The organism is Escherichia sp. TW09308, from assembly GCF_000208565.1.
In the GTDB taxonomy this organism is placed as follows: domain Bacteria; phylum Pseudomonadota; class Gammaproteobacteria; order Enterobacterales; family Enterobacteriaceae; genus Escherichia; species Escherichia marmotae.
Window position 1 is genome coordinate 2081187 of the sequence record NZ_AEME01000001.1, and the last position, 26178, is coordinate 2107364.

27 protein-coding genes, 1 pseudogene and 1 other annotated feature are annotated in these 26178 nt (G+C 52.0%); of the genes and pseudogenes, 6 read left to right on the top strand and 22 right to left on the bottom strand.

Features of this window, described 5'->3' with window-relative positions:
• Positions 1-12: 12 nt before the first annotated feature.
• The 7 genes from uhpT to ivbL form a co-directional block, all read right to left on the bottom strand.
• Entirely contained in the window at positions 13-1404 is a 1392-nt protein-coding gene (gene uhpT, locus ESM_RS0109995) for a hexose-6-phosphate:phosphate antiporter (protein WP_000879190.1), read from the bottom strand.
• Between the two features lie 137 nt (positions 1405-1541).
• Complete coding sequence (gene uhpC / locus ESM_RS0110000; protein ID WP_001517439.1) at positions 1542-2861, bottom strand: MFS transporter family glucose-6-phosphate receptor UhpC; 1320 nt, start codon at positions 2859-2861, stop codon at positions 1542-1544.
• A 9-nt stretch (positions 2862-2870) separates the two neighbouring features.
• Complete coding sequence (gene uhpB / locus ESM_RS0110005; protein ID WP_001517438.1) at positions 2871-4379, bottom strand: signal transduction histidine-protein kinase/phosphatase UhpB; 1509 nt, start codon at positions 4377-4379, stop codon at positions 2871-2873.
• The gene (gene uhpA / locus ESM_RS0110010) at positions 4379-4969 is read right to left on the bottom strand and encodes a transcriptional regulator UhpA (protein ID WP_000633662.1); all 591 of its coding nucleotides are present in this window, start codon (positions 4967-4969) and stop codon (positions 4379-4381) included. The genes uhpB and uhpA overlap by 1 nt, the downstream gene beginning before the upstream one ends.
• A 72-nt stretch (positions 4970-5041) precedes the next feature.
• Positions 5042-5332 (bottom strand): acetolactate synthase small subunit, encoded by a 291-nt coding sequence (gene ilvN, locus ESM_RS0110015; protein ID WP_001181706.1) that lies wholly within the window; start codon positions 5330-5332, stop codon positions 5042-5044.
• A gap of 3 nt (positions 5333-5335) precedes the next feature.
• Complete coding sequence (ilvB, locus tag ESM_RS0110020) at positions 5336-7024, bottom strand: acetolactate synthase large subunit (RefSeq protein ID WP_000168508.1); 1689 nt, start codon at positions 7022-7024, stop codon at positions 5336-5338.
• 104 nt (positions 7025-7128) lie between these two features.
• Entirely contained in the window at positions 7129-7227 is a 99-nt protein-coding gene (gene ivbL, locus ESM_RS01000000124575; protein ID WP_001300753.1) for an ilvB operon leader peptide IvbL, read from the bottom strand.
• Positions 7228-7635: 408 nt separating this feature from the next.
• Between ivbL and emrD the strand changes: the two genes are divergently transcribed.
• On the top strand, positions 7636-8820 hold the full coding sequence (emrD, locus tag ESM_RS0110025) for a multidrug efflux MFS transporter EmrD (protein ID WP_001517436.1): 1185 nt from the start codon (positions 7636-7638) through the stop codon (positions 8818-8820).
• Between the two features lie 7 nt (positions 8821-8827).
• On the opposite strand, the gene ESM_RS0110030 is transcribed toward emrD, so the two are convergent.
• Genes ESM_RS0110030 through ESM_RS0110040 form a run of 3 tightly spaced genes read right to left on the bottom strand, consistent with a single transcriptional unit; the run spans position 8828 to position 10021 of the window.
• Positions 8828-9325, bottom strand: coding sequence for a radical SAM protein (locus ESM_RS0110030; RefSeq protein WP_000148082.1), 498 nt, complete (start codon positions 9323-9325; stop codon positions 8828-8830).
• Entirely contained in the window at positions 9322-9684 is a 363-nt protein-coding gene (locus tag ESM_RS0110035; RefSeq protein WP_001113441.1) for a DUF202 domain-containing protein, read from the bottom strand. Before ESM_RS0110035 ends, ESM_RS0110030 begins: the two co-directional genes overlap by 4 nt.
• On the bottom strand, positions 9674-10021 hold the full coding sequence (locus ESM_RS0110040; RefSeq protein WP_000703955.1) for a YidH family protein: 348 nt from the start codon (positions 10019-10021) through the stop codon (positions 9674-9676). The genes ESM_RS0110035 and ESM_RS0110040 overlap by 11 nt, the downstream gene beginning before the upstream one ends.
• Positions 10022-10127: 106 nt before the next feature.
• Here ESM_RS0110040 and yidI point away from each other — a divergent pair, with 106 nt between their 5' ends.
• Both yidI and ESM_RS1000000128800 read left to right on the top strand, forming a co-directional pair.
• Positions 10128-10577, top strand: coding sequence for a protein YidI (gene yidI / locus ESM_RS0110045; protein ID WP_000511286.1), 450 nt, complete (start codon positions 10128-10130; stop codon positions 10575-10577).
• Positions 10574-10657: pseudogene (locus tag ESM_RS1000000128800) on the top strand (GntR family transcriptional regulator); the annotation flags it as partial. The gene yidI and the pseudogene ESM_RS1000000128800, both read left to right, overlap by 4 nt.
• Here the strand turns inward: ESM_RS1000000128800 and ESM_RS0110050 are convergent.
• The 3 genes from ESM_RS0110050 to ibpA form a co-directional block, all read right to left on the bottom strand.
• Complete coding sequence (locus tag ESM_RS0110050) at positions 10654-12315, bottom strand: putative transporter (protein WP_001279777.1); 1662 nt, start codon at positions 12313-12315, stop codon at positions 10654-10656. The pseudogene ESM_RS1000000128800 and the gene ESM_RS0110050 sit on opposite strands and share 4 nt — an antisense overlap.
• Positions 12316-12510: 195 nt before the next feature.
• Positions 12511-12939 (bottom strand): small heat shock chaperone IbpB, encoded by a 429-nt coding sequence (gene ibpB, locus ESM_RS0110060; RefSeq protein ID WP_001243426.1) that lies wholly within the window; start codon positions 12937-12939, stop codon positions 12511-12513.
• A gap of 111 nt (positions 12940-13050) precedes the next feature.
• Complete coding sequence (gene ibpA, locus ESM_RS0110065; RefSeq protein ID WP_001243437.1) at positions 13051-13464, bottom strand: small heat shock chaperone IbpA; 414 nt, start codon at positions 13462-13464, stop codon at positions 13051-13053.
• Positions 13458-13530, bottom strand: a sequence feature (ROSE (Repression Of Heat Shock gene Expression) occurs in the 5'-region of heat shock genes and acts as an RNA thermometer to modulate expression.). It overlaps the preceding gene by 7 nt.
• 238 nt (positions 13531-13768) lie before the next feature.
• On the opposite strand from ibpA, the gene ESM_RS01000000124580 reads away from it, so the two are divergent.
• Positions 13769-14101 (top strand): YceK/YidQ family lipoprotein, encoded by a 333-nt coding sequence (locus ESM_RS01000000124580; protein WP_010377863.1) that lies wholly within the window; start codon positions 13769-13771, stop codon positions 14099-14101.
• Between the two features lies 1 nt (position 14102).
• Here the strand turns inward: ESM_RS01000000124580 and ESM_RS0110075 are convergent, their stop codons facing one another.
• Positions 14103-15317 (bottom strand): DUF3748 domain-containing protein, encoded by a 1215-nt coding sequence (locus ESM_RS0110075; protein ID WP_010377865.1) that lies wholly within the window; start codon positions 15315-15317, stop codon positions 14103-14105.
• Positions 15318-15417: 100 nt separating this feature from the next.
• Here ESM_RS0110075 and cbrA point away from each other — a divergent pair, with 100 nt between their 5' ends.
• A complete protein-coding gene (cbrA, locus tag ESM_RS0110080) occupies positions 15418-16518 on the top strand; it encodes a colicin M resistance lipid reductase CbrA (protein ID WP_010377868.1) in 1101 nt (366 codons plus the stop codon).
• Here cbrA and ESM_RS0110085 read toward each other — a convergent pair.
• The 5 genes from ESM_RS0110085 to dgoR all read right to left on the bottom strand — a co-directional run bounded on the left by ESM_RS0110085 (position 16479) and on the right by dgoR (position 21201).
• On the bottom strand, positions 16479-17771 hold the full coding sequence (locus ESM_RS0110085; RefSeq protein ID WP_000354284.1) for an MFS transporter: 1293 nt from the start codon (positions 17769-17771) through the stop codon (positions 16479-16481). The genes cbrA and ESM_RS0110085 overlap by 40 nt on opposite strands.
• 119 nt (positions 17772-17890) lie before the next feature.
• Positions 17891-19039, bottom strand: coding sequence for a galactonate dehydratase (gene dgoD / locus ESM_RS0110090; protein WP_000705001.1), 1149 nt, complete (start codon positions 19037-19039; stop codon positions 17891-17893).
• Positions 19036-19653 (bottom strand): 2-dehydro-3-deoxy-6-phosphogalactonate aldolase, encoded by a 618-nt coding sequence (gene dgoA / locus ESM_RS0110095; protein WP_001198729.1) that lies wholly within the window; start codon positions 19651-19653, stop codon positions 19036-19038. The genes dgoD and dgoA overlap by 4 nt, the downstream gene beginning before the upstream one ends.
• Entirely contained in the window at positions 19637-20515 is an 879-nt protein-coding gene (locus ESM_RS0110100) for a 2-dehydro-3-deoxygalactonokinase (RefSeq protein ID WP_000127140.1), read from the bottom strand. Before ESM_RS0110100 ends, dgoA begins: the two co-directional genes overlap by 17 nt.
• A complete protein-coding gene (dgoR, locus tag ESM_RS0110105; protein ID WP_000174297.1) occupies positions 20512-21201 on the bottom strand; it encodes a D-galactonate utilization transcriptional regulator DgoR in 690 nt (229 codons plus the stop codon). Before dgoR ends, ESM_RS0110100 begins: the two co-directional genes overlap by 4 nt.
• Positions 21202-21479: 278 nt before the next feature.
• Between dgoR and ESM_RS0110110 the strand changes: the two genes are divergently transcribed.
• The gene (locus ESM_RS0110110; RefSeq protein WP_010377884.1) at positions 21480-22136 is read left to right on the top strand and encodes a hypothetical protein; all 657 of its coding nucleotides are present in this window, start codon (positions 21480-21482) and stop codon (positions 22134-22136) included.
• 43 nt (positions 22137-22179) lie between these two features.
• Here ESM_RS0110110 and yidA read toward each other — a convergent pair whose 3' ends face one another.
• From yidA to gyrB, 3 genes are all read right to left on the bottom strand, one after another.
• Complete coding sequence (gene yidA, locus ESM_RS0110115) at positions 22180-22992, bottom strand: sugar-phosphatase (RefSeq protein WP_000985563.1); 813 nt, start codon at positions 22990-22992, stop codon at positions 22180-22182.
• A gap of 114 nt (positions 22993-23106) precedes the next feature.
• Positions 23107-23505 (bottom strand): YidB family protein, encoded by a 399-nt coding sequence (locus ESM_RS0110120; RefSeq protein WP_000522197.1) that lies wholly within the window; start codon positions 23503-23505, stop codon positions 23107-23109.
• Between the two features lie 239 nt (positions 23506-23744).
• Positions 23745-26159 carry a DNA topoisomerase (ATP-hydrolyzing) subunit B gene (gene gyrB / locus ESM_RS0110125; protein WP_000072079.1) on the bottom strand — a complete coding sequence of 805 codons (2415 nt, stop codon included), beginning with the start codon at positions 26157-26159 and terminating at the stop codon, positions 23745-23747.
• Positions 26160-26178: the final 19 nt, after the last annotated feature.

Genomic DNA, 26178 nt, shown 5'->3' on the forward strand with positions numbered 1-26178 from the left:
CACCAGTTACGTTTATGCCACTGTCAACTGCTGAATTTTTTTCTCGCGGCGGATTTTGCGTTCTTCCATCACCGCGACTATCGCCATCAGGCAGATACAGCCAATTGCGGCGATATCCAGCGCGGCGAAGGTTCCAGCCCAGCCGGTAAGGCCGAATACCGGAGTACCATCGGCAATCATCCCCAGACCTAACTTGGCAAAGCTGTCACCAATCAGGTAGGCGAAGGTGCCTTTAATCCCGTCGGCAGCGCCGATCGCTTTTTTCGGTACAAAGCCAACAGCCGCCACACCAATCAACAGTTGCGGACCAAATACCAGGAAACCTAATGCAAAGAGAGAAGCCAGGTAGATGTATTGATTGCTGGCGTGCTGATACACACCGAGTGTCGCGATAATCAGTGCCAGCGCGATGCAGGCCACCAGGCCACGGCGACCATTCGCCAGGTCGGAGAGCCAGCCCCACAGCAGCGTACCGACCAGTGCGCCTGCTTCAAACAGCGTAAAGCCCTGAATCGCTACCGCTTTAGAGAGTTTGAGTTCCTGGAAAGCGTAGACGGTTGACCACTGGTCGATACCAATACGCACCACGTACAGGAAGATGTTGGCGAAGCACAGCAGCCAGATCACTTTGTTTTTCAAAACATATTCGACAAAGATCTGCCACTTGGTCATATCCGTGGATTCCGTCTCTTTGTCCTCTTCGCTGATCTCTTCACCGAACAGTTCTTCGGCTTTGCCAAGACCATAAGCTTCAGGGGAGTCACTTCCGTAACGCAGACCAATAAAACCGACAATCAGTGCAATAATCGACGGGAAAATAAACATGCCAATCACGTGGCCATCGAACAGGTAATTTGCGCCGAACAGCGCCACACCCGCCGCACCCGCGCCGCCGAGGTTGTGGGAAATGTTCCAGAAACCGAGGAACGTCCCGCGCTTACGACGCGGCGTCCATTTGGTGATGGTGGAGTAACTGCACGAACCGCCGGTGCTCTGGAAAAAGCCGCTTAAGGCGTAGAAAGCAATCATCAGGAACAGGCTAACCGAGCCGCTGCCCATACTGGCACTGAACCCCAGCATACAAATAGCTGAAAGGATCAGCATGAATGGCAGGAACTGCTTAGTATTTTTGCCGTCAGCGTAATAGGAAACCAGCGTTTTACCCACGCCATAGGTGATGGAGAAGCCCAGTCCTATCATCCCCAACTGCGTCATGCTCAGCCCGTAGGTGGAGATCATGTCGTTCTGCGCAATGTTAAAGTTCTTACGAATCAGGTACATCGTCAGGTAGCCAATAAAGACCACCAGGTAGGATTGCATGAACGGTTTGAACCACATTTTGCGCCGCACTTCGAGCGGAAGATCCAGAGTCGGCTTGCGAACCTGGTTGAGGAAAGCCAGCATGGGTTACTCCTGAAATGAATACCTGCGTGAGGTATTCATTGTAAAAATCAGCAGCAAATCAGGCCTGGGATAGCGTCCAGGCAAAACCAGGAAAATTTCTTAGTTTTGCCGGATATGAAGTAAAAAGGTGAGATGCATCACGCTTCGCGTGGTGCCTGAGCATTCAAAAAGGGCAGTAACAGCAGCGCCGAAATCCCGGCGGCGATAGCGATAACCACAAAAAAACCGCTCCAGTGCCAGGTATCGAGCACTTTCGCCAGCGGCCAACCGGCGAGCGATGCCCCAAGATAAGCAAACAAGCCGACAAACCCCGTCGCTGCCCCTGCCGCCTCTTTGTGAGAACACTCTGCCGCTGCCATGCCGATTAACATCTGCGGGCCAAAAACAAAAAAACCAATGGTGAAAAAGCAGGTCGCCTGCATCACGTAACTGGCAAACGGCATCAGCCACAGCGAGCCGACAGAAAGCAAAATCCCCGCGGCGAATATCAAATTCATCGGCCCACGGTTACCGTTAAACAGTTTGTCCGATCCCCAGCCTGCAACCAGCGCACCGATAAATCCGCCCAGTTCAAACATGGTTACCGCGGTATTCGCCGTCACCAAATCGACGCCCAGCGTCTCGGACATGTACAAGTTGCCCCAGTCGTTAATCGCTGCACGAACCACGTAAACCAGCACGTAGCAGAACGAAAGCAGCCAGATGTATGGATTCAGCAACACATATTTGGTGAGGATCTCTTTACGTGTCAACCCCGCCCCTTCCTGTTGCTGGGCTACCTCCAGTGCGTCATGCCGCCATTCTCCGACCGCCGGTAAACCTAACGCCTGCGGGCGGTCGCGTAGCCGCCAGCAGAGAAAAACCCCCACTATAATGGCTAAACTTCCGGCAATCATCATCCCGATACGCCAGCTATAATGCAGCGCAACTGCCGCCATCACGATGGGGATCAACGCACCGCCAACGTTATGTGCCGTATTCCACAGCGCCCACCAACCGCCACGCTCGGTACGTGAATACCAGGCAGTTAACAGACGCGCACAAACCGGCGACCCCCAGCCCTGGAAAAAGGCGTTCAACACCCAGAGCACGGCAAACGCCCATAGCGAAGTGGAAAATCCAAACAGAATGTTGATGATGCCAGTCGCGATAAGCCCAATCCCCATAAAATAACGCGCATTTGAGCGGTCGCTGACAATGCCGGAGACAAACTTCGACAAACCGTAGGTGATATAAAACAGGGTTGCTAACAGGCCAATATCGCTACGACTTAGCACGCCGGTAGCAAGGATTTCCGGCATAGCGGCGTTAAAACTTTTACGCGTGAAATAAAACAGCGCATAACCTAACCAGATGGTCAACAAAATATGCCGACGCCAGTAGCGGTAGCAGGCATCAATTTCACGTTTATCACTCATCAGCGGCGCGTCGGCAGGCGCTTTCAGAAACTGCAACATCATCAAGCCTTAGACATAACGTTGGGGGAGAGAGACACTGACGCGTGTGCCGTGCAGACAGGAGATGGTTAAGGTGCCGCCCAGCGCCGTCACGCGCTCACGCATTCCGGTGAGGCCAAAACCGTGTTGCCCTGAGTCTGGCGGCAAACCGCTACCATCGTCTTCAATCACCAGCATTAACCGCTCATCCTGCTGCCAGCCTTGCAGCGTGACCGCACTGGCATCGGCATGTTTCACAATGTTGTTCAGCCCTTCCTGGCAGACACGAAACAGCGTTACTCGCTGGTTTTCACTTAACGCCGATTCATCTATCCGCCATTCGAGATGACTGATAATACCGCGCCCCTCCAGTTCCATTTCTCGCATCAGTGAACGGATGGCCTGCTCAAGAGTGAGGTCATCCAACTGACGTGGGCGTAACCGCCCTAACAAGCGGCGCACCGCGTCGTAAACGCCCAGCGACAGTTGTTCGATTAGCTGTCCACTCTGCTTCACACTGGCGTTATCCGCTGCCAGTCGCTGAACAATGCCCGCCTGGGTGCGAATAGCGGTGATGGTCTGGCCGATATCATCGTGCAGTTCACGCGCTACGTCGCGGCGCACGCTCTCTTCGGTTTCCAGCAAACGTTCGGCAAGATGCTGATTGCGCGCCAGTTCCTTTTGCAGCGACTGGTTAAGCTCGCGCAGTCGCTGAATACCTGCACCAAGCAACAAGCCTGTAAGGCTTTGCACCAGCAGCGAGAGCAATAAATCCACCGGATGATCATGCCATGTCTGGCTGGCAATCAACGCAATGGCGTTCATCAGCGTCGCAATCAGCGCTCCTTGCCAGCCATAGTGCCAGGCCAGGGCAATAATCGGCAGCGCCAGGCAGAATGGCGTAAAGCGCGACAGTTCGTTCGGCAGCCCCAGTTGCAGCCAGAGACTGATAACAAACAGCAGCAAGTACCAGACCAGATGGCGTCCACGCCAGTTTATCGGCTGAGAAACCAGCGACGGCCCCAGCGGTAGCCAGGTGTTATTCGCCAGGTAATGCCAGAACACGAGACAAACAGGAGCCAGCGTCAGACCGCCAGTTAAGGTCAATAACAGCGCGTTCCACGACTCGTTTCCATACCTGTGCCAAAGCCAGGGCAGTGACTGTAACAACGCTGCCGCCGTCAACGCTGCTCCTTGTAACAGCAACGTGCGCCAGTCACGCTGATGGCGATAGCGAGAAATCAACGCCACGGGCAGTAACGTCAGTAAACTACCGATCATCAATAACGGAAAATGCGTTAACCCAACCGCCTGCATCAACCAGTAAATCAGCAACCATTCCGCGCCCAGCAATACGGGCCAGTATCCGCGCGGGCATTGCAACATCAGTCCCAGCCGCAAGCCAAACGGGAACAGCAGCACAGCCAGCTCCGGGCGTTCAACCAAATGCAGGCTGATACTCCACAGGCAAAACCACGCGGCAGAGAAAATAAAAAAGCAGGCTATAACGGTAATTAAGCGGGAAAAAAACGTCTTCATCACCAGCCATCAAACATGCGGCGAGCCAGTTCAACGTCGTTACTGACGCCCAGTTTTTCCATCAGATTAGCGCGATGTACGTGCACCGTTTTAGGCGACAACCCCAGTTCAGCGGCGATCTCTTTTACTGCCATCCCTTGCGCCAGCTTTTCCGCCACCTGACGTTCGCGTTTGGTCAGTGGGTCCTGGCGGCCGGATGCCAGCTTAATGGCGATGTCCGGCGTCAGATAACAGCCGCCCGTGGCAACTGTATGCACGGCGGCGATCAGTTCGTCCGGGCTACAACGTTTGGAGAGAAAACCGCGCGCGCCCGCATTAAGCGCCTGTTCAACCAGCGCCGGACTGTCATGAACGGAGAGCATAATTGTCGCCATCCCTTTTGGTAGCAGACTTAGCAACTCCAGCCCCGAAATATCCGGCATTGAGATGTCGCAAATACACACCTGCACACCGCGCCCAGGCAATCCGGCCAGCGCCTCGCGCCCCGAGCCAAACTCAGCAACTACCTGCAAATCAGGTTCCAGCCCCAGCAACTGCGCAAAGCCGGAGCGGACGATAAGGTGATCGTCTATAAGGGCAACGGTGATCATGGTCTTGTCCTGGCGGGTAAAAAAACGCGCTTACCTTAACGATAAGCGCGCCGCTGTTCAAGCCTTGAGCGGTTACTGAAAGAACACTGCAATCTTGTTAAACATGGTCGGGTCAGACTGATTACGCTGCACTTTGACCACATCTTCCAGTTTGTCGATTTGGCTTATCATCTGCTCCAGCCGCTGGTCATCATTAACCAGTAGCCAAATATGGCTTTTGTCGCTGTCCTGAATCGGCAGGCAGAGAATACCCTCGACGTTAAAGGCGCGGCGGGCAAAAAGCCCACAAACGTGGGTCATTACGCCCGGATGGTTGCGAACGGTGAGTTCCAGAATCACGTTGTCATGAGTTGTGTTTTGCATGGTTTATTCCCCCACCATTTCAGTATTCGCCGCACCTGGCGGCACCATCGGGTAAACTTTTTCTTCGGCATCAATGCGCACGTGGATCAGCGCCGGGCCAGGGCGATTAATAATTTCCTGCAACGCAGCCTGCGGATCGGCTTCGTTATTCAAATCACAGGTTTCGAGACCGAATCCGGCGGCTATTTGCATAAAGTTGATTTTGCCCGGATAGGTGGCGGCAAAAACGCCCTGCTTGTAGAACAGGCTTTGCTGCTGATGCACCAACCCTAACGCTTCGTTGTTCATCAGAATGATTTTGACATCCAGTTGGTTTTCGCTGGCGGTGGCCATCTCCTGAATATTCATCATCAGACTGCCGTCACCGGAGAAACATAAAACTTTGCGATCCGGGTTTGCCAGCGCTGCGCCAATCGCCGCTGGCAGGCCAAAGCCCATGGTTCCCAGCCCACCGGAGGTCAGCCACTGACGAGGACGATTGAGCGGATACGCTTGTGCGGTCCACATCTGGTGCTGACCAACATCGGTCGTGATAATCGCGTTGTCATCCACACAGGCGGCAACGGCGTTGATCAGGCCGTAATGCGTTAACGGATCGCATGCTTTCGGGATAGGGCACGGGAATTCGCGTTGTAAATCAGCCACCTGTTGGTGCCACTCTGTACGCGGTTGGACTTCCACCAGTGGGATTAATTGCGACAACACATCATCAACATCCGCCTGAATCGCCACGTGCGCTTGCTTAACTTTGCCCAGCTCTGCGCGGTCGATATCAACATGAATGATTTTCGCGTTCGGGCAGAACTCCTCGGTTTTGCCTATCGCCCGATCATCAAAACGTGCACCGAGCACAATCAGCAGATCCGCCTCCTGCAAGACAAAGTTGGTGCTGCGTACACCGTGCATTCCCAGCATACCCAGCGACAGCGGATGCGCTTTTGGCAACATGCCCAGCGCCATTAAGGTCATGGTGGTGGGCAGTTGCGCTTTCTCTGCCAGTTCACGCACCCGCGCAGGCGCGTTGATCACACCGCCTCCCAGATAAAGCACCGGGCGTTTGGCTGCGTTAATCATCGCTGCCGCGTCACGAATGCTCTCTTCACTAAAGGCAGGCGCGGCGGCTTTTTCTACCGGAGCAGGTTGTTCTTCAATCTCAAAAACCGCTGTTTGCACATCCTTAGGAATGTCTATCCACACCGGGCCAGGGCGGCCTGATTGCGCAATGCGAAAGGCATCGCTCATGACCTGCGGAAGTTCTTCGATATGTCTGACCAGATAGTTATGTTTGGTGATGGGGATAGAGATGCCGTAGGTATCGACTTCCTGGAAGGCGTCGGTGCCAATCATTGAGGCCGGAACCTGACCGGTGATGCAAATCAGCGGAATGGAGTCCAGCCTCGCATCGGCAATGGCAGTCACCAGATTAGTCGCTCCCGGCCCACTGCAGGCCATGCAAACCGCTGGTTTTCCGTCGGTGCGCGCCATCCCCTGGGCGATAAATCCCGCTCCTTGTTCGTGACGGGCCAGAATATGGCGGATTTGTGTACTTTGGCTTAAGGCGTCATAGACAGGGAGAATTGAGCCACCAGGGATCCCCGTCACAACCTTAATGCCCTGTTGTTCCAGGAAATAAACGATAAATTCTGCGCCAGTAAAGCGCTTACGTGTCGATGTTGTGCCCGAACTTGCCATGCTCCAGTCCTTTTCTTCTGGGCCGACTTTCCGGGGGTGCTTAAACGAAAAACCCCGCCCGGTTTGCGCCGGCGGGGTTTTGGAATCGTGTGTTGTTCCAGTCCCTACGGCGCATTGCCGACGACCACCACCACACGCACGACGACCACTGCGGCGGATGGCGCAGTTGGTAGTAGTTTTGCGTTGAGCATGGAAGTAGTCATTGGGGACCTTGTTTGTTTTGTGTTTAACAATATTTATACAAGCACAGGTTTACAGGAGAGACAATGGAAAATTTTTCATCAGGGAAAAAATGAGGGACTGATCACGTTTTGTACTGAAACGTAAGAAGTAAAAGACCACCTCCTGAGGAGGTGGTCTTTTACATTCTGCTGGCAGATTCGTGTCGATGCGATGCTGACGCATCGTATCCACCCTACAGAATTTATTTAAACTACAATCCATTCCGGAAACATTTATTGCCGCTGTTGTTTATATATTCTGCCGCTTCGTTATTCATCATTCCATATATATATCTGGCTAACATTTATCAATGTGATAGATTCCTCTCCCGCATTTATTGGAATGCGTAGCAACTTATTCTAAATATTCTTATATAAGCATCTGTGATAATGAAAACGCATAGAAACATCAATTTATTATTGATGTTGGTATTACTCGTGGCTGTCGGTCAGATGGCACAAACTATTTATATTCCAGCTATTGCCGATATGGCGCGCGATCTCAACGTCCGTGAAGGGGCGGTGCAGAGCGTAATGGGCGCGTATCTGCTGACCTACGGTGTCTCACAACTGTTTTATGGCCCAATTTCCGACCGTGTGGGTCGCCGCCCGGTGATCCTCGTCGGAATGTCCATTTTTATGTTAGCAACGCTGGTGGCGGTCACCACCTCCAGCCTGACGGTATTAATTACTGCCAGCGCAATGCAGGGAATGGGAACCGGTGTCGGTGGTGTGATGGCGCGTACATTACCGCGTGATCTGTATGAACGGACACAGCTACGTCACGCTAATAGCATGTTAAATATGGGTATTCTCGTCAGCCCTTTGCTTGCGCCATTAATTGGCGGTCTGCTGAATACCATGTGGAACTGGCGGGCCTGTTACCTGTTTTTGCTGGTGCTCTGTGCCGGTGTGACGTTCAGTATGGCGCGCTGGATGCCGGAAACGCGCCCTGTCGATGCGCCACGCACGCGCCTACTGACCAGTTATAAAACTCTTTTCGGTAACGGCGGTTTTAACTGCTATTTACTGATGCTTATTGGCGGTCTGGCAGGAATTGCCGCTTTCGAAGCCTGTTCTGGTGTGTTGATGGGCGCAGTATTAGGGCTGAGCAGTATGACGGTCAGTATTTTATTTATTCTGCCAATCCCGGCGGCATTTTTCGGCGCATGGTTTGCCGGACGCCCGAATAAACGGTTCTCTTCGTTAATGTGGCAGTCAGTTATCTGTTGCCTGCTGGCAGGACTGATGATGTGGATCCCTGGCTGGTTTGGCGTGATGAATGTCTGGACACTACTCGTTCCCGCCGCGCTGTTCTTTTTTGGTGCCGGAATGCTATTTCCGCTGGCCACCAGCGGCGCGATGGAGCCGTTTCCATTCCTGGCAGGTACTGCTGGCGCACTGGTTGGCGGCCTGCAAAACATTGGTTCCGGCGTACTGGCGTCGCTCTCTGCGATGCTGCCGCAAACCGGCCAGGGAAGTCTGGGGCTGTTGATGACCTTAATGGGGTTATTGATTGTGCTTTGCTGGCTGCCGCTGGCAACGCGGATATCACACCAGGGGCAGGCCGTTTAAGCTCGCATCACCGCAGCATCGTCATCAACTCCATGGGAGAACGATGCTGCTTTATCAAGTCGCGCATCACCCGCATGTACGGTGCCGAGTGGGAATAAAAAGCTTGATAGCCAGCACAAAGCACGTCGTCCGGCTGATCATCCCATGCTTGTGGGCAAAGACGATGCCAGTCACATCCCTGACAGCCTCGCCGGGGTTGCAGTTTTTCGCTCCTGCACCATTTTTGCAGGGTGGCGTCGAAAAGCTCAATTGATATACGACTGATATCTGCCCGCACCCAACACTCGAACAGGGCAATTAAAAATTGCCCCCACAGCTCCTCTGTCATCGAAGCTGCCGTCAGCTCGCCCCGGTCATCAAATTCAATGTGGGGAATAAGTTGCACGGAGCGGATGCCTCGCTGTTTGAAATTTTGATAAAAATCGGCAGGTTGCAGAGCGTCTTTATACTCTATAACCAATTTGTGCCTGTCCTCTTCAGCATTTCTAACCTGACTTCCTGTCATGTGATTCTCTCAATTAATACGATAATTTGATGTATATGCGTTACAGCAAACAGTATTGCAAGAGATAACACCGCGAGGGAGATCATAAATTTGTCACGGATTACGTAAAATTGGGAAAAATCGCTATTAGTGACATCCATTAAATTGCGATTGCGGGTATAGCGCCAGAGGATCAATGCCACAAAGGAAAGGATGCCAATAGAAATCCAGAACAATGTGCCTGACTGATGCCAGTTGTGTTTGATTGCCAACGCCATCAACGCACCGTAACCCAGCATGGTGCGAAACCATGCCAGCGATGTGCGTTCCGGCTGAAGACCCGGGTCGGCAATCCGTCTGGCTTTGCGGCTATCCGGCATACAGTACCAGTCCCATAACGATCACCGCCACAATCATCAATATTAAGCTAATGATTAATAAGCTGTTGGTGTAGGGTAAATCTTCTTTCAGACGCATCGCCTTTTCGTTACGTAGCCAGCGCAGGTAACCATACATCGCTAACCCGCCGGAAAACAGACACAACAACAATGCCAGCAGTTCGCGAATGACCGGCGTGGCGAAATCCGGTGCAAGCTGATCCAGTCCAACACCTGCCGCCAGAAAACCCAGCGCAGTTCGGATCCACGCCAGAAAGGTACGCTCATTAGCCAGAGAAAAACGGTAATCGGGCGCTTCTCCGAGTCGGGAAATTTTCACTGTGGCTCCTTAGTCGTTTCGCAATAGCGATGTCTTATTCGTCTATTTTTAGGAATGTCGTCCGGCGCTTTCCTGATATGCTTGCCATCCGCTACAAGGAGGTCAGATGGGTATCATAGCGCAAAATAAAATCAGTTCACTGGGTATGCTGTTCGGTGCTATCGCTTTAATAATGGGCATTATCCACTTTTCATTCGGCCCTTTTTCCACGCCGCCGCCAACGCTGGAAAGCGTTATTGCAGAAAAAACGGCGGAAATTAAAAGAGGTCTTCTCGCCGGAATAAAAGGCGAAAAAATCACCACAACGCAGAAAAAAGAGGACGTTGATGTCGATAAAATCCTCGATCACGGCGGTATCGCCCTGGCCATTGCCGCGCTACTCTGCGCGTTTGTTGCCGGTATGCGTAAAGAAAATCGCTGGAGCATTCGCGGTGCACTGTTTTTTGGTAGCGGGACGCTGGCTTTCCATACCTTGCTTTTTGGTATCGGCATCATCTGTGGAATTGTGCTGATATTCCTGATCTTTTCTTTCCTGACCGGTGGTTCACTGGTTTAAGTAACTCAGTAATGTTCAGAAACGCCTGTGAATACCGGGTGGAGTACCATTTACGGCGACTCCACCCGGAAAAGGGTTAACCTATGCCCCAGAAAAGCACCGCAAGTAACTGGGGTGTGATGATGCGCAGAAACATGACTAATGGATACACCGTGGCGTAAGAGAGAGCCGCTGCACCACTGGTTGGATGAAGATTATTGGCAAACGCCAGCGCCGGTGGATCGGTCATTGAACCCGCCAACATCCCACACATAGTGAGATAATTCATTTTGGCTAACATCCGCGCCAGAATGCCGGCTGTGATCAGCGGAATCGCGGTAATCAATGCACCATAGCCTATCCAACTTAGCCCTTCGCCATTAACCAATGTATGGATAAAATCGCCGCCGGATTTCAGACCAACAACTGAAAGGAACAGTACGATACCCAGTTCGCGCAGTGCCAGGTTGGCACTTGGCGGCATAAACCAGTACAGCTTACCGATACTGCCGATACGTCCAAGGATCAGCGCCATAATCAGCGGACCACCCGCCAGCCCCAGCTTCAACGCCGCCGGGAATCCTGGCACGAACACCGGAATGGAGCCTAACAACACGCCAAGACCGATACCAATAAACACGGGTAACATCTGAACCTGTTGCAGTTTTTGCTGCGCATTACCTAATACATTGGCAACGGCATCAATAGCCGACGGGCGTCCAACCAGGTTGAGGATATCGCCAAATTGCAGGCTAATATCGCCACTGGCGACCAGTTCAACCCCGGCACGATTCAGTCGCGAAATGACGACATCATAGCGCTCCTTAAAATGCAGGTCGCGAATACGCTTGCCGAGCACATTTTCATTGGTGACCACCACGCGTTCGACACGCAAATCGGTGCCTTTCGTCGACAGCGAAGTATCCACTTCCTGACCAATCACCAGTTGTGCATTATGTAAATCCGCAGGCTGCCCCACCAGATGCAGTAAATCTCCCAACTGAATAATGGTCTCTGGCGAAGGTACTTTTAGGGTTTCTTCTCGTTTCAATCGCGAGCAGATAACTTTATCGCCATTGAGAATCGGCACATCTTTAATGGCTAAATTATGCAAATTAGGATTCTCAACACGGATATTAATCGTCCTGATTAGCGCACCGCCGTTGGTTCGTGTCGACTCGTGCTGCAGGGCTTCCGTCTCAACATTGACGCGAAAAATAACCCGCAGTATCCACATGGTGAACAAAATCCCGCAAATGCCGAATGGATACGCCATCGCATAGCTCATCCCCATCTGATCAACCATCTCCATCGGTGTGCCGAGGTCGCGTAAGATCTGCTGACCTGCGCCCAGCGCTGGCGTATTGGTGACCGCGCCGGAGAAAATACCCAGCACCACGGGAAGTGGGATATCGAACAATTTATGCAGGATGGCGGTGACCAGGCCACCGATGATGACAACCAAAACGGCAAACAAATTAAGGCGTAATCCGGAGACACGCAACGAGGCAAAGAATCCCGGCCCCACTTGAATGCCGATAGTGTAAACGAACAGGATCAGACCAAATTCCTGGATAACATGCAGCATGTCGCTACTTAATGTCATCCCAGCCTGTGAAACAAAATGGCCGACGATGATCCCACCGAACAGTACGCCGCCAATGCCCAATCCAACGCCGCGAAACTTGACGTTGCCGATAAACAAACCGACGACCGCCACCAAAGCCAGAATACTGACTGTTAATGCTATATCACTCATCGTCCATTTCTCTTGAGATAACATTTTAATTGCTATGGATTATGGCTGAATCGGTGAAGCAGATTTGCCTTATGGCGCACATTATCACGGGAAAGAGAGTGCAGGAACATCTTAAATTGGCGAAAATTAACACATTGTTGAAGATGGTAAATAAAAAAAGCCCCACCAGGCTGGCGGGGCAAAAAGAATAGCTAATTAGCTATTTAACGCGGGACGTTCGCTGATAGCGATACGCTGCGCTGCGATGGGTTCAGGCTCATTACGAATTAAATCAATATGCAGCAAACCATTTACGAAGGTTGCACCAGAGACTTCCATATTTTCTGCCAGCGTAAAACTCAGGCTAAAAGGCTGATTCATAAGACCTTGATGCAGCCATTTTTTCTCTTCTTTGGGCTGCTCCGGCGTGCCTTTTACGCTCAGGCGAGTACCTTCCAGTTGAATATCTAAATCTTCCTGACGGAAGCCCGCCAGCGCAAGAGTAATGCGGTAGTGGTTATCGTCGCTTTTCTCAATGTTGTACGGCGGGAAGCTCTGGCTTTCACCGGCGTTTTGCAGTGCGTTGGCCAGTTTGTCAAAACCGATCCATTGACGCATCAGTGGGGATAAATCGAAGTTACGCATAGTCATTTCTCCTTCTAAGAAGCGAGTAAGTACCTGCAAATCCGAGGATTCGCATATGCTCCCTGACGGCGAGCATGAAGTTGCCAGGCCGCGCCAGGCGGCCTTAGAGAATTAGTTGATTTCGATACGGCGCGGTTTTTTCGCTTCCGGAATCACGCGTTCGAGATCGATATACAGCAGACCGTTCACCAGGTTAGCGCCACGAACATGAATGTTTTCTGCTAACTGGAATTTGCGTTCGAAGTTGCGTTCAGCGATGCCCTGGTACAGATAGGTGCGCTCTTTTTGTTCGTCGGCGTGAGCACCTTTCACCACCAGCAGATTGTCCTGGGCGGTAATTTCCAGTTCACTCTCAGCAAAACCAGCTACAGCGATAGCAATGCGATAATGGTTTTCGTCTACCAGTTCAACGTTATACGGAGGGTAGCCACCATTACTCTGGCTCTGGTTGTTTTCTAAGTGGTTAAACAAACGGTCAAATCCAATTGCAGAACGATAAAGCGGGGATAAATCAAAGTTACGCATAATCAATAGCTCCTGAAATCAGCGAGAATGTAAGACCTTCCACAATGGACAGGTCGGATAGCCAGAACACCCATCAGGCGCGTTCTCATCGGCTACGGTATAAAAATGGGTCTGGATATGCACTTTTCAAGTCTTTCCAACGGACTTTTTTTTGCAGTTTATGGTCTATTGCATAGACTGAGGGGCAGCACGAAACGTTAAAGTGCGATAGCCGCCACAGTGCGACATGATGATGATGTTATTTTCAGCAAGGGATCGCTATAACACATCATGCCAACACCAACGATCAACTGATGAATTTATTATGATAAGAAATGTGTTGTTAGCACTCTTAATGTGCAGCGGGATGGCGTTAATGACAGGATGTTCCAGCGTGATGTCCCATACAGGGGGCAAAGAGGGAACATACCCTGGCACCCGTGCCAGCGCCACCATGATTGGTGACAATGAAACCAACTGGGGCACTAAGTCACTGGTGATTCTTGATATGCCGTTTACCGCTGTTATGGACACGCTTTTACTGCCGTGGGATGCATTCCGCAAAGACAGTTCAGTGCGCTCACGCGTGGAAAAAAGTGAAGCCGACGCGCAGGCCATCAATGCCGTCATTCCACCAGCCCGAATGCCAACGAACTGAATTAGTGGCCAGTTTCGGTGACCCACAACTGGCCAGCTTCCATCCACGCCAGCCATTGACCATCTGGCGAGAAGACCACGGCGTCTGCCGAAGGTTGGTTGGCGTGATTTTCGGTTAAATACTCAACTTCACCGCTTTGCGCATGTGCACAGGCAATACGATTATCCAGCACAAAACCCAGCCATTCTCCTGACGGATGCCAGTTAAACGCTGACTGAATATCCGTTTTGTTATCGGTTAACTGGCGCGGTTCGCCGCCCTGTGGGGAGATAAGCCACAATTGCACAATACCGTTATCGCCACGCATTAAAAACGCGATTTGCGTCCCCTGTGGGTTACAACGCACCCAATGGCGTGGAACGTTGACTAACCCTGGGTAAGTACGATGGTGAGTAAAGGTTAAACGTCGCTGCACGACACCACGCGGCGGCGCTGGCAGGGTTGATTCCGTGCCGCTTAACGGCTCCTCACCAGCCGCTTTCCAGCCGTTTTCATTTTGTGGCAGCTCTACAATAAACAGCTCCGGTACTTTCTCGCCGTTCAGCGAAAGTGTGTCGCCAATAAACGCCAGCGCGTGGTTTCCGACCCATCCCTCTTCATAAGCGCGATTGATTTCATCACTGCCCGGCTGCGGCGTGGGCGTGGTTTTACTTACCAGCACGCACCAGTGGCTGCCGCTGTATTCGCGCGGATGCTGTTTGTGTACGTTAACCGGGCCAAACGGTGCCGCAACCCCGACGTTTCGCAAATCCAGCGCCGGGCAGCATTCATGTAGTACATGGTCGTTATAGGTAAAACTCACCATTTCACCGTTCGGGCTAAAGACATGTACATGACTGCCGCCACGTAGCGCCCCAGGAGTGTACGGAACGGTAATATCCATGGCATCGAGATTGCTCATCTTTCCGCCTTCAACAATCACGCCGCGGCGGTGATGGAAATCGTAATGCCATGTTTCATCAGGATTTTCTGGGCCGTGGATGAAGACATATTTCTCCAGCTTCGGATGAACGGTCACCACGCCAACGTGTGCACCCTGTGACGCCCGGTAAATAACTTCAACCTCGCCGGTATGGATATTCACACGCTCAATTGTCTCGCCGGTAAACGACGCGCCAGAAGGCCGCACGTCAAATACCAGCCACTGGCTATCGGGTGTCCAGGTGTTGGTATTGGTGAGCAGGTGATTTCGTGAAGCGTTGGTGAGTTGTTTCATGGCGTGATCCTGATACAAAACGGTTTCCGTCATCATACTTCACAAGGACTTCACTTTCAGACAATAGTCTTTTGCCATCGTGATGAATGTGAGTAAAAAGATGGAACATTTTGACGTAGCGATTATCGGCCTCGGCCCGGCGGGTTCCGCACTGGCGCGGCAGTTAGCAGGAAAAATGCAGGTGATTGCACTGGATAAAAAGCACCAGTGCGGTACAGAAGGTTTCAGCAAACCTTGCGGTGGTCTGCTGGCACCGGACGCGCAGCGTTCTTTTATTCGCGACGGGCTAACGCTCCCTGTCGATGTGATCGCCAACCCACAGATTTTCAGCGTCAAAACCGTCGACGTCACAGCATCGCTCACGCGTAACTACCAGCGAAGCTATATCAATATTAATCGTCATGCCTTCGACTTGTGGATGAAATCGCTGATCCCTACCAGCGTTGAGGTTTACCACGACAGCCTGTGCCGGAAAATCTGGCGTGAGGATGATAAATGGCATGTTATTTTTCGCGCCGATGGCTGGGAGCAACACATTACTGCCCGCTATCTGGTCGGTGCTGATGGTGCAAACTCGATGGTGCGGCGACATCTCTACCCGGATCATCAGATTCGTAAATATGTCGCTATCCAGCAGTGGTTCACAGAGAAACATCCGACGCCGTTCTACTCCTGTATCTTTGATAATGCGATAACTGACTGTTACTCATGGAGTATCAGCAAAGACGGTTATTTTATTTTTGGCGGTGCCTATCCGATGAAAGACGGCCAGGCGCGTTTTGCGGCGCTGAAAGAGAAAATGAACGCCTTTCAGTTCCAGTTTGGCAAAGCGGTGAAAAGTGAAAAATGCACCGTGTTGTTTCCCTCACGCTGCCAGGATTTTGTCTGCGGTAAGGACAATGCTTTTCTTATTGGCGAAGCAGCGGGATTTATCAGTGCCAGCTCGCTGGAGGGGATTAGCTATGCGCTGGATAGCGCGGAAATACTGCGTTCGGTGCTACTGAAGCAGCCGGAGAAAATCAATGCCGCTTACTGGCACGCCACCCGCAAACTGCGTTTAAAACTCTACGGTAAGATCCTGAAAAGCCGATGCCTGACCGCACCGGCCTTAAGAAAGTGGATTATGCGCAGTGGCATTGCACATATTCCACAGTTGAGAGATTACCCAACGCGCTTCACATCGCCTACCAGCAGGATGTAAGAGAGCGCGCCAATCAACGCGACGGCGGAGATATAAACCAGTGCAGGTGCAAAACCGTAACCCTGCGCCAGGTAACCCACCACCAGCGGAACGGTGATACCCCCCAAACCACCGGCGAAGTTAAACACCCCGCCGGTTAAACCAATCAGGCGCATCGGTGCCAAAGAAGAGACCAGCGACCAGGTAATCGAAGCAAAACCGTTACCGAAGAATGCCAGCGCCATCAGACACATAATCATCATCGGGTCATTGGTATAGTTAGCACCCATAATGCAGGTGGAGATCAACAAGCCGCAGATTATTGGTGTTTTACGCGCAAAGCCCAGCGAAAAGCCCTTCCGCACCAGCAGATCCGCTACCCATCCTGAGAGCAGTACACCGACAAACGCAGCGAGAAATGGCACCGTGGTCATAAAGCCCGCTTTCAACGCCGTTATCCCTTTTTCCTGGGTTAAATAGTTCGGGAACCAGGTTAAGAAGAACCACAGCGTAGACGCCACCGCAAATTGCCCGAGATAGACGCCGATCAGTTTACGATGGAACACCAGTTTCCAGTCTTTTGCCGTTAACGGCTGACGCGCCTCTTTTTTCACCGGCGCATCGCCATCCACCAGACCGCCACCATCACGAATGTAATCCAGCTCAGCTTTGCTGATGCCTTTAGTCAGGCGCGGCGGCTGGTAAACTTTAAACCAAATCAGCGACCAGATAATGCCGATACCGCCGGTGACAATGAACACCCAGTGCCAGCTCAACATCTCCTGAATCCAGATCAGCAGCGGAGTCAGAAACGCCAGACCGACAAACTGACCAGAGGTATAAAAACCAACGGCAGAAGCACGTTCATGTTCCGGGAACCAACTGGTCACCATACGGTTATTGGTCGGGAAAGCGGGCGCTTCGAAAATACCGGTTATCGCCCGCAGACCAATTAATGACATTAAGCCCGTGGCAAATCCCTGGAATAATGTCGCCACCGACCAGCCAAATATCGCAATAAAATAAGTCACACGTGAACCCACGCGATCTAAAAACCAACCGCCGGGGATCTGACATAAGGTATAAAGCCAGGCGAAGGCCGAAAATACATAGCCCATTTCAGCTTTAGTAATACCGAACTCTTCCTGAATATGGGCGGAAGCCACGGCCAGGTTGGCGCGATCGACATAACAAATCACTACCGTAATAAAAATCATCACTAACGTCAGATAACGCCGACGCCCCGGCTTTGCTGCATTTACGGGAATATCCATAGCGAGCTATCTCCTGATTTTGGGCATAGCGAGGCCGCTCACCATGCCCTGTAAGTTACAGAGGGTTATATTTTTGTATTGCTGTTTTAGTGCCCGATGAGGGGCTTACGTGGCAGGAATTACCACTCTGCTACGCTGTTATCTTCATGACGCCAGAGCGGATTACGCCAGTCCGGGGCATTTTTACTGAACTCAATGACTTTGGCTTCGTCGATTTCCACGCCTAAGCCCGGTTTCGTTAGCGGTTTAAAGAAGCCGCCGACCATGCTGAAGTCCTCTTTGTTTTTCACAAAGTCGAGTAACTCCGCGCCTTTGTTGTAATGAATGCCCATACTTTGTTCCTGAAGTACGGCGTTATAGGAGACAAAGTCGATATGCAGGCAAGCAGCCAGTGCAATGGGGCCGAGCGGACAGTGCGGCGCAAGAGTCACGTCATAGGCTTCCGCCATTCCGGCAATTTTGTAGCATTCGGTAATACCGCCCGCGTGGGAGAGATCCGGTTGCAGGATCGAAATTCCCCCCGCCTCCAGCACGCGTTTAAAATCGAAGCGCGAGAACATGCGCTCCCCCGCTGCCAGAGGAATGTGAGTTTGCGCCGCCAGTTTGGGGTAGTATTCGGCTTGTTCCGCCAGCACCGGCTCTTCAATAAATAGCGGGCGATACGGTTCCAGTTCTTTAATCAGCACTTTCGCCATCGGCGCGCTGACGCGACCGTGAAAATCAAGGCCAAACTCAATCTGATTACCAAAGGCTTCACGAATTTGTGCCACGGTGTTGACCGCCGCATCTACCGCGCGGGAGTTATCAATCAGACCCAGTTCTTCACAACCGTTCAGTTTGAAAGTATCGAAGCCGATTTCACGCAGGGTTTTAATGCCGTCGATAACATCCGCCGGACGATCGCCGCCGACCCAACTGTAGGCTTTGATTTTGTCGCGGACCAGGCCACCCATTAGTTGCCAGACGGGCGCATTCAGCACTTTGCCTTTGATATCCCATAACGCCTGGTCGATCCCGGCGATGGCGCTCATCAGAATGGGGCCGCCACGATAAAAACCGGCGCGATACATCACTTGCCATAAGTCGTTGATGCGCGATGGATCCTGACCAATCAGATAGTCACCCAGCTCGTGAACTGCCGCTTCCACCGTGCGGGCGCGGCCCTCGATCACCGGTTCGCCCCAACCGACCACGCCTTCATCGGTTTCAATTTTCAGGAACATCCAGCGGGGAGGTAAACGATACGTGGTAATTTTGGTAATTTTCATTGCACTGCCTCTCGATACGCCTTAACAAATGCTGCAGCCTGCTGCGCGGTACGTTCCACGGACTGTCCGGCGCGATAGAGATCGCTACCTAAGCCCGCTCCAGCACAACCAGCGTCTATCCACTGCGCCAGGTTTTCTGGCGTCACGCCGCCAACGGCAAAGACCGCGATGTCCTGCGGTAATACCGCTTTTAATGCTTTGATGTATTGCGGGCCAAAAGCCGATGACGGAAATATTTTCAGTGCCTGCGCGCCTGCTTCGAGCGCGCTAAAGGCTTCGGTCGCCGTCGCACAACCGGGGCAAACGGTCATGCCGTAACCCACCGCACGACGAATGACCTCACTATGGATATTGGGCGTAACGATGAGCTGGCAGCCCATCCTGGCGAGCGTATCAACCTGCTCAGGTTTCAGTACCGTACCTGCGCCAATCAACGCTTTGTCGCCGTATGCTTCAACGACTGCGGGAATGCTTTGCTCCCATTGGGGAGAATTCAGCGGGATTTCAACCGCGTCGAACCCGGCGTCAATCACCGCGCCAACATGCGCCAGCGCCTCGTCAGGCGTAATGCCGCGCAAAATGGCGATCAGCGGGAGTTTAGTTTGCCACTGCATGAGCAATGCTCCTTATACCAGCCAGAAATGCCGTGTCGCCCGCCACCGCCGTTACGTCGCAACCCATAGCCTGAAAGGCTTGTTGGTAACGCACGGTCAGCGATGTTCCGGCGACAAGGGTGATAGCCTGTTGATGAGCCACGTCGTCGCGCATACTGCCGACCTCAGCACCAATCAACAAACCAGAGAGAAATTCGCTGACCTGTTCGCGGGGAAGCGTTCCCAGCACATGCGAGGCGCGAACTTCAAAAAGTTGCGGCAATACGGCTGGAGCATTAAGGCCGCGTTCAAGACCGGCCGCGAAGGCATCGGCAGAGTTTTCCTGCGGCGGCAAACCAGCCCCAATCAATGACTGATTTAGCAGTAAATGGTGCAATTCACCGGTCATCACGGTGCGAAAATCGTTGATTTTCTGGCTATCGGCTTGCACCCATTTGCAATGCGTACCGGGCATAACATAAAGAGAGGAAGGAGCAAGAGCACGCGCGCCAAGCAATTGTGTTTCTTCGCCGCGCATCACATTGTGGTTATCATCATGAGAGACGCATAATCCGGGAATAATCCAGATATTGTCGCCAACAGACGTTAACTGTTCACCAATAGATGAGAAACAGGCAGGAACGGATAAATAAGGAGCGACTTTCCAGCCAACATTGCTGCCGACCATTCCTGCCATCACCACTGGCGTATTCTCTTCACGCCAGCCTGCTATCACTTCTGCTAACACCGCAGCCGGAGATTTTCCGTTCAGGCGCGTGACGCCTGCTTCTGATTGCCTGCTGTCCAGGCAGTTGTCGCTCTGATAAAGCCAGGCGCGCAGATTGGTCGATCCCCAGTCAATTGCGATGTAGCGAGCTGTCATGTGATTTCCTTTAATCTTCGTGTCGAGCTGGCGATCATGGTAAGCGCCGCCTGCTCTGCCGCATCGCCGTCCTGATGCCGTATCGCATCGAACAGCGCCTTATGTTCCTGAAGCGTTTGCGGCATGTTGGCCTCATCGCCCATCCAGGTTCGTTCAAAAACTGCCCGCTGCAGCGAACTAATCGCGATGCTAAGTTGCTGTAACACCGGGTTATGTACCGACTGAAGTACCGCCTCGTGGTAGCGAATATCAGCTTCGTTAAACGCCTCGCGATCCTGATTGTTGGCAATCATCTCGTTCAGCGCCGATTCAATCTGCGCCAGATCGCTGGAGGTCGCGCGCTCCGCCGCCCAGCGGGCAATCGCTGGTTCCACCAGATTTCGTACTTCGCTCATTGCACTGATAAGCCGTGGGTCGTAGTCGTTTTCCAGCACCCATTGCAGTACGTCAGTGTCGAGGTAATTCCACTGGTTACGCGCTGCCACAAACGCCCCGCGATAACGTTTCATTTCAATCAGGCGCTTCGCCATCAGCGAACGGAACACTTCACGGATGATGTTGCGCGAGGTTGCAAACTCCTCACAGAGTTCCGCCTCGGCCGGAAGCGGCGAGCCTGGCACGTATTTGCCGTGAACGATCTGTTTACCCAGCGTAATAACGATGCGATCGGTTTTATTGAGAGTCATGGAGAGTCCTTGTGCTCTGTATGTTCTTCTCTACTTTACCCCGATCGATGCATAACGCGGCAACTTTGTAGTACCAGCATGATGATATTCGCGTTTACTGTACGTGTAATGTAGTACAAATTTATATTGTTGTACTACAATTTAGATCACAAAAAGAACAATGCATAAAAAAATGACATGCGCCGGGCAGAAATCTGAAAAGGGATGTCGGGCGCTAAACAGGGGGGAAATAAGAGTATGCTTTCAACGGCTTAGCACTCTTGTTTAAAGGATTAATCATGAAGTTGAATTTTAAAGGATTTTTTAAGGCTGCCGGTTTGTGTTTTTTGGCATTTGCGTTGACAGGATGTCTAACCGCAGGACTGCTGTTCAATACCGCAAGCCCTCCACATGCCGAGCAATGGCGGTCAGACTCGATTAAGGGTTTATCGCTGGCAAAGGATAGTAACGGTACGAAAGGCTATGTTTTTGTTGGCGAGTCGCTGGACTACCTGTTAACCACGGGTGGTGGTGAGGTGGTTAAAATGCTGAACGACCCGGTAATTCATGGCGAAAGAATCACCGTTTCCGATAACGCGAAATTTATTTTAAGCAGCGGTGATACGAATTTTTCTGGTGCCATAACGCTCTATTACGACTGGGATAATGAGGAAGATAAAGCACTGGCGACACAATATGGCTTTGTGTGTGATACCCAGCGTTGTACATGGATGCTGGACGGCCTGAAAGGCTCTATCCACCAGAAAAATAAAAAAGCGGATTACTCAAACGTGATGGTTTTCCATCAACCCTTTACAGTGGGATTTTATAAGTACAAAACAACAGATGGCGTCCCGCGCGGCCTCGCTAACGCGTTGCTGCCAGTCACTCTTACGCTGGATATAGTAACATCACCACTCCAGTTCCTGATTTTATGCACGACCAGAAATTGTTAATCGCTGCGGGCAAACGCGTTTATGCAGTTTGCCCGCCCACTGATTAATTCAGCACATACTTTTCAATAGCAAACGCCACGCCATCTTCCAGGTTGGATTTGGTGACAAAGTTCGCCACTTCTTTCACCGAAGGAATAGCGTTATCCATCGCCACACCGACGCCTGCATATTCAATCATTGCGATGTCGTTTTCCTGATCGCCAATCGCCATAATTTCTTCCGGTTTAATGCCCAGCACATCCGCCAGCGATTTCACACCGGTACCTTTATTGACGCGTTTGTCGAGGATTTCGAGGAAGTACGGCGCGCTTTTCAGTACGGTATATTTCTCTTTCACTTCCTGCGGAATACGCGCGATGGCCTGGTCGAGGATGGCGGGTTCATCAATCATCATCACTTTCAGGAGCTGTATATTGGGGTCCATTTTTTCCGCTTCGCAGAATACCAGCGGAATGGTCGCCACAAACGACTCATGTACCGTGTAATAGCTGATATCACGGTTAGCGGTGTACAGCGTGGTGCGGTCCAGCGCGTGGAAATGGGAACCGACTTCGCGAGAGAGTTTTTCCAGGAAACGATAGTCGTCATAGCTCAATGCTGTTTGCACCACGGTGCTGCCATCAGCAGCCTTCTGTACCAGCGCGCCGTTGTAAGTAATGCAGTAGTCGCCTGGCTGTTCCATATGCAGCTCTTTCAGGTAGTTGTAAACGCCTGCATAAGGGCGACCTGTCGTCAGCACGACATTCACCCCGCGGGCGCGAGCTGCGGCAATCGCATTTTTAACGGCGGGTGAAATGGTGTGATCGGGCAGCAGAAGGGTGCCATCCATATCGATAGCAATGAGTTTGATAGCCATGAGTTCCCCAGGTAGATTGATTCCTGACCCATGCTAACGCGATTCCGCTCAAAAATCAGTACAACACCCGAGGGAAAAGGGGGATGCAACGCGCCTTGCGTGCTCCCCTTTTGCTTAGCGGAAGAGTTTCCCTTTCAGCAACTCCATGCCTGCGGAAAGCAGATCGTTATTGGCTTGCGGTGAAACTTCGCCCTGCGGAGATAGCGCATCAATAATCTTCGGCAATTGTTCCGCCAGCATGTTGGAAGCAGCACTGGTATCTACGCCGAGTTTTTGCCCGAGATCGGCTACTGCATTCGTACCCAGTGCCGATTCCAGTTGTTCGCCGCTAACCGGTTGATTGCCCTGTTGATTACTCAACCAGGTTGAGAGAATGGCACCTAAGCCGCCACTTTGCAGTTTCTCCAGCAGCACCTGGATGCCTCCCTGCTCTTCAACCCAGCTCAGAATGGCCTGATATTTCCCCGCATCGCCTTTCAGAAAGGCACCGACAACTTCATCGAAAAGTCCCATGATAATCACCTGTAAAGCGTTACGTGTTGACTCAGAAAGTATAGTTCTGCGGGATGATAGTTGCGGATTACAGGAGTAAAAAGGGCGGAGATCATCTCCGCCCTTTTCTTATAGCTTCTTGCCGGATGCGGCGTAACCGCCTTATCCGGCCTGCAAAATCATGAAAATTCAATATATTGCATGAGTATTGTAGGCCTGATAAGCGTAGCGCATCAGGCACGCTCGCATTGCTAATGCCATTAAATATCGATATTCGCCGCTTTCAGAGCGTTCTCTTCGATAAACGCACGACGCGGTTCAACGGCATCACCCATCAGAGTTGTGAACAACTGGTCGGCAGCAATCGCATCTTTAACGGTAACGCGCAGCATACGACGGCTTTCCGGATCCATAGTGGTTTCCCACAACTGCTCCGGGTTCATTTCGCCCAGACCTTTATAACGCTGGATGGAGAGGCCACGACGGGACTCTTTCACCAGCCAGTCCAGCGCCTGCTCGAAGCTGGCTACCGGCTGACGACGCTCACCACGTTCGATAAACGCATCTTCTTCCAGCAAGCCACGCAGTTTCTCGCCCAGCGTGCAGATACGACGATATTCGCCACCGGTGATGAACTCGTGATCCAGCGGATAGTCAGTATCCACACCGTGAGTACGCACGCGAACAATCGGCTCGAACAGGTTTTTCTCGGCATTGGTGTGGACATCAAACTTCCACTGGCTGCCATGCTGCTCTTTATCGTTCAGTTCTGTCACCAGCGCATTCACCCAACGGGTAACAACCTGCTCGTCAGAGAGATCCGCTTCCGTCAGCGTCGGCTGATAGATAAGCTCTTTCAGCATCGCCTTCGGATAACGACGTTCCATACGAACGATCATTTTCTGCGCCGCATTGTACTCAGACACCAGCTTTTCTAACGCTTCGCCAGCTAAAGCTGGTGCACTGGCGTTGGTATGCAAAGAAGCACCATCCAGCGCGATGGAGATTTGGTACTGATCCATCGCCTCATCGTCTTTAATGTACTGTTCCTGCTTGCCTTTCTTCACTTTGTACAGCGGCGGCTGGGCAATGTAGACGTGACCGCGTTCAATGATTTCCGGCATCTGACGATAGAAGAAGGTCAACAGCAACGTACGAATGTGCGAGCCGTCGACGTCCGCATCGGTCATGATGATAATGCTGTGATAACGCAGTTTGTCCGGGTTGTACTCGTCACGACCGATACCGCAGCCAAGCGCGGTGATGAGCGTTGCCACTTCCTGGGAAGCCAGCATCTTATCGAAACGGGCTTTCTCGACGTTGAGGATTTTACCCTTCAACGGCAGAATCGCCTGGTTTTTGCGGTTACGCCCCTGCTTCGCAGAGCCGCCCGCGGAGTCCCCTTCCACAAGGTACAGTTCAGAAAGCGCCGGATCGCGTTCCTGGCAGTCCGCCAGTTTGCCCGGCAGGCCGGCTAAGTCCAGTGCACCTTTACGACGCGTCATTTCACGCGCACGACGTGCCGCTTCACGGGCGCGGGCAGCATCGATAATTTTACCAACCACGATTTTCGCATCGGTTGGGTTTTCCAGCAGGTATTCTGCCAGCAGTTCGTTCATCTGCTGTTCTACCGCCGATTTCACCTCAGAAGAAACCAGTTTGTCTTTAGTCTGGGAGGAGAATTTCGGATCTGGTACTTTCACGGACACAACCGCAATCAGGCCTTCACGCGCATCGTCGCCGGTGGCGCTGACTTTGGCTTTTTTGCTGTAACCTTCTTTGTCCATGTAGGCGTTCAGAGTACGGGTCATCGCCGCACGGAAGCCCGCCAGGTGAGTACCGCCATCACGCTGCGGAATGTTGTTGGTAAAGCAGTAGATGTTTTCCTGGAAGCCATCGTTCCACTGCAATGCCACTTCAACGCCGATACCGTCTTTTTCGGTGGAGAAGTAGAAGATGTTCGGGTGGATCGGCGTTTTATTCTTGTTCAGATACTCAACGAACGCCTTGATACCGCCTTCATAGTGGAAGTGGTCTTCTTTGCCGTCACGTTTGTCTTTCAGGCGAATGGAAACGCCGGAGTTAAGGAAGGACAACTCTCGCAGGCGTTTCGCCAGAATTTCATATTCAAACTCGGTTACATTGGTGAAGGTTTCGAGGCTCGGCCAGAAACGTACCATAGTGCCGGTTTTATCGGTATCGCCGGTAACCGCCAGCGGTGCCTGCGGTACACCGTGCACGTAGATCTGACGGTGAATTTTACCTTCACGCTGGATAACCAGCTCCAGTTTTTGCGACAGGGCGTTTACTACCGAAACACCAACGCCGTGCAGACCGCCGGACACTTTATAGGAGTTATCGTCAAATTTACCGCCTGCGTGCAGCACGGTCATGATCACTTCTGCCGCCGATACACCCTCTTCCGGGTGAATACCGGTCGGAATGCCACGCCCGTCATCCTGTACAGAGACGGAATTATCAGCATGAATAGTGACGATAATTTCTTTACAGTGACCCGCGAGCGCTTCGTCGATAGCGTTATCTACCACCTCGAATACCATGTGGTGCAGACCGGTGCCGTCATCCGTGTCGCCGATATACATACCAGGGCGCTTACGCACCGCATCCAGCCCTTTCAGGACTTTGATACTGGAGGAGTCATAAGAATTCGACATCAACGTTTCTCGCTCATTT